This is a genomic window from Dactylosporangium sp. NPDC049742 (assembly GCF_040674675.1).
In the GTDB taxonomy this organism is placed as follows: domain Bacteria; phylum Actinomycetota; class Actinomycetes; order Mycobacteriales; family Micromonosporaceae; genus Dactylosporangium; species Dactylosporangium maewongense.
In genome coordinates, this window is sequence record NZ_JBFANF010000143.1 from 1 (window position 1) to 6,860 (window position 6,860).

Here is a 6,860-nt window from a genome sequence, read left to right on the forward strand (position 1 = left end):
GCAGTCCACCTGTGACCGGGCCGAGGATCCGCACGCCGGTCTCGAGCCGGCTCCGCGCGGCCACCACCATCATGCAGGCGTCCCGCGTCAGGGCCGCGATGCCGTGCTCCACGTCGGGTCCGTGAACGACGCACCGTTCGATCGGCACGTCCGGGAACCGGGCCGGCCAGCCGGCAAGCGCCTCCGCCAGGAGCCGCTCGGCCAGGTCGGTCGGCGTCAACCCGATCGCCGCCGGCGCCGGCACGGACAGGCCCGCAAGGAAGTCGGACCGGTGCCAGTGCCGCGCCGTCGCGGCGTCGCTCAGGTGGACCACGCGCAGCGGCACGCCGCGGCGCGCTGCCTCGTCGAAGGCGAACTCCAGGACCGCGTCGGATGCGGCGCCGCCGGCCAGCCCGGCCGTCACCGGGGCTCCCTGCATCGCCGGCCGCGCCGGCACCACGAGCACCGGCACAGCGCTGCTGCGAGCCACCGGGCATGCCTCCGAGTCGCTGTCCGGGCGAACTGCCGCTGCCGCGGCCAGGACGACCAGCGACGCCTGCGGTGCCTGGGCGATCAGGGCGCCGGCGAGGTCCCCGCAGACCATCCGGGCGTCGACGTCGATCGACCGGCCCGCGGCGGCGACCGCCCGCATCATCCGGGCCAGTGCCGCGTCACGGGGCTTCCACCGCGCTTCGGGGAGCGCATCCGGGGGCGGGGCGAACGCCGAGAACAGATGCAGCGGCTGGTCACGTAGCCGCGCCTCGACGGCTCCGGCCCGCACGGCCACCAGTTCGTCGTCGGCGTCGTCGAGACCCACGAGCACCGGCCGGGCTTGGACGGTCATGGCACGGCTCCTGTCATGTCGGCGGGCTCACACCCTCCAACGTGCCACCGGCGCGACGCCCGGGTCATGGCCGAACTACCCGACGCCGCCGGGACGTTCGGCCGCCTTTCCTCGGCGGTACGGCACCATCCGTGCCGTACCGTCGCGTGCCCGGTTGACGGGCTTCACAGGAGGCTCCTGCGTCCTCAACCTGAACGATCGGCGCGGTCCTGCTGCACCGGGCCGGATCGCCGGGCCAGACTACTCGTCGTCAGCGTCGAGGCGGCTGACGTCGGAGACGCGACTGGGCAGGGTGACGGTGTGGCCGTAGAAGTTGCGGATCTCGGCGACGACGTGCTCGAACTGGTCGAGGTCGATCGGCTTGGTGACGAACGCGTTGGCGTTGCGGGAGTAGCTGGCCGCGATGTCGCTCTCCGTCGACGACGTGGTGAACACGATGACCGGGATCGACTTGAGCTTGTCCTCCTGCTTGATGAGCGTGAGCGCCTGGCGGCCGTCGACGCGCGGCATGTTCAGGTCCAGCAGGATCAGGTCGGGCCGGGGTGCGTCGGTGTACGGCTCCTCCCGGTGGAGGAACGCCAAGGCTTCCCCGCCGTCGGCCACGTGGTGCAGCTCGCTGCGGATGCTGTGGTCTTCGAAGACGCTCTCCATCAGCGCCACGTCGGCGGGGTCGTCCTCGACGAGCAGGACCTGCAGGACGGATGGCTCAGTCGGCATCGCGGTGCTCTCTGCTGGTTGGTCCGCCGCCGAGCGGCGTAGTCGGAGCGTCAACGTCGGCCGTTCGGGCCGACGGGCTTCGGTTGCCCACCGGTGCACCCCTCCGGTGTGCTCCCGCGCTGTCGGCGACCTTGACAGCGGTACAGTACGGCACCGGTGCAGTTCTGCCCGAAGACCCGGACCGGGAAACCTGCTCCGCCGGTCGACCGCCGGGACTTTCCGGTGCCACCCCGCTGTCCTGGGCGGCCGATCCGATCATCATCATGCAGCTGGCCACGCGCCCCAGGATCGCCGCCAACGCCGGCTGTGGCCGTGCAGCTCCTGGCTCCGAGCCGGCCGTTCGCTATCGCGTCCGGTCAGGGCAGGGCGGCGTGTACGGTGCGCCCGGCGCGTACTGCTGCCATTCGGCCGGGGTGACCGGCGCGCCGGCGGTCGCGCAGACCCAGGCGGCGACGCGCTGCGGGTCGGGATCCCACACGCGGGTCGAGTCGCCGCCGGCGGCGAGCGTGCGCCCGTCGGGTCCGAACGCGACGGTGTACACGGCGCTGTCGGAGCGGTTGAGCGTGGCCAGGGCCGACGGTGCGGTGCGGTCGGTGACGTCCCACAGCCAGACGCTGTTGTCGGTGGACGCCGCCGCGAGCCTGCGCCCGTCCGGGCTGAACGCCACCGCGTACACGTAGCTGGACGGGCCGGTGAGCACGGGCCCCACCGCGGTGACATGGTGCGGGTCGGTCATGTCCCACAGGTGGACGGTCCGGTCGGCGCTGCCGACGGCGAGGGTGCGCCCGTCCGGGCTGAAGGCGACGCTGTACGCGTAGCCGTGCAGGCCGCCGAGCTCCTGCAGCGCCGCCGGATGGTCCGGATCGGTGAGGTCCCAGAGGCGGGTCGTGTTGTCCGAGGACGCGACCGCGAGGATGGGCCGGCCGGGCTGGAACGCCAGCGAGAACACCAGTGCGTTGCCGGAGCCGAGCGTCGACCTGAGGCGCGGGCGGGCCGGGTCCGTGAGGTCCCAGACGCGGACCCGGGCGTCGTCGCCGCCGGTCGCCAGGAGGGTGCCCGCGGGCTGGAACGCGATGGTCTCGACGAGGTCGGTCGCGCCGGACAGCGTGCTGAGCAGGCGCGGCGTCGCAGGGGTGCGCAGGCTCCACAGTTGCACCTCGCCGGTCCTGGTGCCGACGGCGAGCAGGTCACCGTCGGGGCCGATCGTGGCGGTGCCGGAGAAGTCGGGGTGTCCGGCCGGGCTGGTCAGCGGCGGGCCGAGCGGCGCCGGGTGCCGCGGGTCTCGGACGTCCCACAGCGCGACGGTGCGGTCGCGGCTCGCCGCGGCGAGCCGGGTGCCGTCGGGGCTGTAGGCGACGGTGAACACGCTGTCCAGCGCGCCGGTGAGGACCGGGCCGGGCAGGGACCAGACGCGCACCATGGGGTCGGCGTCGCTGCTGTACAGCGTACGGCCGTCACCACCGAAGGCCACCGCGGTGACCGGCGACGGGTGGGGCAGGACGGCGATCTGCCGGCCGGACGCGAGGTTCCACAGCACGATGTTCTTGTCCGACGTGCCGGCGGCGAGCGTGCCACCGTCCGCGCTGAACGCGACCGCGTTCACCCAGCTGACGGCGGCGGTGAGCGGTGCGCCGCGGGGTGCGGGCCGCCGGGGGTCGGTGACGTCCCAGAGGCGGACGGTGCCGTCGCCGCTGCCGCTGGCCAGGGTGCGGCCGTCGGGGCTGAAGGTCACGCTGTACACCTTGCGGGCGTGGCCGGTCAGCGGCGGCACGACGGGCGTCGCCCGGGTCGGCTCGCCGGTGTCCCAGATGTGGACCGCGTCGTCCGCGGCACCGGCGGCGAGCAGGCGCCCGTCCGGGCTGAACGCGACGGCGTGCACGGCGCCGCCCGGCCCGGTGAGCGTGGTGAGTGCTCGTGGTGCCGCTTCGTCGGTCATGTCCCAGCGCCACACCTGCCGGTCGGCGCTGCCTGCGGCGAGGGTGCGCCCGTCGGGGCTGAACGCGACCGCGTACACCGTCGATCCGGGACCGGTCAGTGGTGCCGCGGCGGGAGTGAGATGGTCCGGGTCGGTCAGCCGCCAGAGGTGCACGCGCCGGTCCGCGCCGGCGGTCGCGAGGAGGTGCCCGTCGGGGCTGACGGCGGAGGCGAAGACGGCGTCACCGCTGGGCGGCAGCGCTCCGGCGGGCCGTTGGACGCGTTGGTCGTCGCCGACGTGCCAGAGCCGCACCGAACCGTCGACGCTGCCCGCGGCCAGCAGCCTGCGGTCCGGTGTGAGCGCGATCGTCTGCACGGCGTCGTTGAACCCGGCGAGCCGGGTGGCGGCCGGGCCGGCGAAGGCGTCGAGCAGGCTCGAGCGTGCCTCGACGGTCGGGGCGATCCGGTAGGCGGCCAGGCTGAGCTGCATGGCGAGGGCGACGTCGCGGCTGCGGAGCTTGTCCGCTCGGCCGGCGACGAGGCGGGACAGTGCCTCGTTGCGGGCGTGCACCGCGTCGCGTCGCCCCGCGCCGGCCTTGGCGGACTGGTCGAGTCCGTAGGCGGCCAGCAGCAGTGTGAAGATCGTCAGCACCGCCAGCGCCGCGATCACCTGGCGGCCCTGCCTGACGCGGCGGCGGCTGTGGCGGATGCCGGCGGCGAGGAAGTGCCGCGCCGTGCCGGACACCTCCTCCGGGTGGTCGTCGGCCCAGGCTCGTGCCGCGGCGAGCCGTGCGCCGGTGTACAGGGCGGCGGGGTCGCCGTGCTCGTCGCGCCAGCTCGCGGCGGCGACCGCGAGCTGCTGGCCGATGAGCAGCCCGGCGCGGTCGTCGTCGAGCCATGCGCCGAGCGTGGGCCAGGCACTCAGCAGGGCTTCGTGGCTGATCTGCACGACGTCGGCGTCGGCGGTGAGCAGCCGTGCCGAGATGAACCGGTCCAGCAGGTCGTCGAGGTCGGCCTCGTCGGCCGCGAACTCGGCCCGGAGGTCGTCCATCCGGGCGCGGCGGCGCGTGTCGGCGGTGTCGAAGCCGACGTGGACGAGCCGCAGGAACAGCCGCCGGGTGAGACGCTGCCGCCGCTCGTCCAGCTGGTGGTAGATCTCGGTGGCGGTCTCGGCCACCGCGCCGTGCAGACCGCCGACGGCCAGGTAGCCGGCGCAGGTCAGCCGGGTGTCGTCGGCGCGCTTCCACGTCGCGAACAGCGCGTGCGACAGCAGCGGCAGCACGCCGGCTTCGCGTGCTCCGCCGTGCGGCGCCGCGTCCCGGAGCAGCAGCTCCACGAACTCCGGCTCGACCTCGATCCTCGCCAAGCGGGCGGGCTCCAGCACCGCGGCGCGGAGCTCGTCGTCGTTCATCGGACCGACGGTGAACTGGTGGTCGCGCATCGCCGCGAGCAGTGGCGGATGGTGCAGCGCCTGGGCGTAGAAGTCGGCCCGCAGCCCGATGACGGTGGTCGCGGCGCAGCCGGGATCGGCCAGCCGCGCGATCAGCCGCCGGCACTCGTCCTCCGGCAGGCCGCCGGTGAAGAGCTCTTCGAACTGGTCGACGACCAGCACGGCGGCGTCGCGCAGCCGGCCGGTGAGCTGGTCCGGGGGCTCGGCGCCGGGCGTGGTGAGGTCGACCTCGACGTCGCGAGCCTGCAGGGCCGCCACCAGCCCGGCCCGCAGCAGCGACGACTTGCCGGCGCCGGAAGCGCCGACGACGACCAGGACGCCGCCGCCGGCCGCCCGGAGCGCATCGACCCGGTCGACCAGTTCCTCCAGCAGACGCTCACGGCCGAAGAACCACGCGGCGTCCTGCGGCTGGAAGCTCGCCAGTCCCCGGTACGGCGGTGGCGCGTCGGCCCGCGGTGCGGGGGCGCGACGGACCCGGTGCCACGCCTCCAGCCAGGCGTCGACCTCCTCCGGACCGGTGGCTCCGCAGGCGGCGAGCGCGTTGACGAACAGCGGCTGCGACGACAGCGACGGCAGTCCCCGCCCGGCGAACCAGTCACCGACCGTGCTGTGCGCGCGATGGGCACCGGCCCGGGCGGCGACCTGCCGGACGGTGAGGCCGGCACGTTCCCGCAGGCCGGTCAACGCGGCGGCGAACTCCGCACGGGTGGTGACTTCGCATGGCTCCGGCATGCCGTGCAGTCTCCGCCACTGATTGACGTCAGTAAATACTTCTGCGTAGTTGTACGGACTTGTACGGCCGCGGTGTACGAGGTTGTACGGGCTGCCCGGTCACCCGTTCCCGCCCTGCTCCCCCGCTGTTTGACTGTCCTCAGCCGGACACCGGCCACCGGGGGTTGGGGGGTGTGAACGGGCCTCGGGCGCGGTGTCGCCTGAGGCCCGTTCTCCACCCGACCGCGTCCCTGACCGCCGGCCACCGACCCGAACCACCGGCTCGGCCCTCCGGACGCTCCGACACCATTCACGGCGACTCCGCTCGCCCAATCACCCGGCAACGAAGGAGATGCAGCGACTGCGTCACCAAGTCGTGGACCGGCACCACAACCGTCCGGAAGCCGGAGCCCGGAGCCCGCTGCTGACCCTGTCCGCAGCTCGACATGCCGTGCGCGTCAGCTGGGGTCGGCGGCGCGGAAGGCTTGGCCCGAGGTCGCGACGAGGGTCAGGGCGACCGCGCCGGCGGCCATGGCCACGAGTGGGATCGCCGTCACCGAGCCGGCCGCGTAGCACCATGAGCCGAGGGCCGAGCCGGAGACGATGCCGATCTGGAAGACGATGCCGTACACGGCGTTGGCCGGTTCGGCGGCTCGGCCCGGGGCGCGGCGCAGGACGGCCAGGGAGGTCGCCACCACGAGGACGGAGAAGGTGCCGCCCCACACGAGCAGCATCGGCACGCCGGCGTACGGGGCTGCCGCCAGGCCCGCCGACCAGACGCCGGCGAGCGCCACCACGAAGACCACCGAGGCCGCGCGGGTGCCGGTGATCGGGCGGGTGTCGCTGAGCCGGCCGCCGAGGTTGCTGCCGATGACCGCGCAAATGCCGTACACGAGCAGCAGCACGGTCAAGGTGGTGCCGTGCAAACCGAGTCGTTCGGCCGCGAACGGCGCCACGTAGGTGAACAGGGCGAAGTGCCCGACCACCGTGGCGAGCAGCACGCCGAGGACGGGGACGAGGCCGGGCAGTCGCAGCACCTCGGGGAGGCGGGGATGGTCCGCGGGGGTGCCGGGCTCGTCCGCGACGGAGGGCACCAGGAACAGCACGGCCGCGGCGAGCAGCAGCGACACCGCGGCGATGGCGAGCAGGGCGACCCGCCAGCCGGCGAGCTGGCCCAGGCCGGTGGCGAGCGGCGTGCCGACGACGAGCGCCGCCGCGCCGCCGACCATCACCCGCCCGGCCGCG

4 protein-coding genes are annotated in these 6,860 nt (G+C 74.2%); all 4 read right to left on the reverse strand.

Annotated features, from left to right (window positions below; translation table 11 throughout):
* A partial coding sequence (locus tag AB0J72_RS58640; RefSeq protein ID WP_363417902.1) for a universal stress protein occupies positions 1-823 on the reverse strand: 823 nt, incomplete at its 3' end.
* Between the two features lie 240 nt (positions 824-1,063).
* Positions 1,064-1,540 (reverse strand): response regulator, encoded by a 477-nt coding sequence (locus tag AB0J72_RS58645; RefSeq protein WP_363417905.1) that lies wholly within the window; start codon positions 1,538-1,540, stop codon positions 1,064-1,066.
* Between the two features lie 343 nt (positions 1,541-1,883).
* A complete protein-coding gene (locus tag AB0J72_RS58650) occupies positions 1,884-5,636 on the reverse strand; it encodes a WD40 repeat domain-containing protein (protein ID WP_363417908.1) in 3,753 nt (1,250 codons plus the stop codon).
* A 437-nt stretch (positions 5,637-6,073) separates the two neighbouring features.
* A partial coding sequence (locus AB0J72_RS58655) for an MFS transporter (protein ID WP_363417911.1) occupies positions 6,074-6,860 on the reverse strand: 787 nt, incomplete at its 5' end.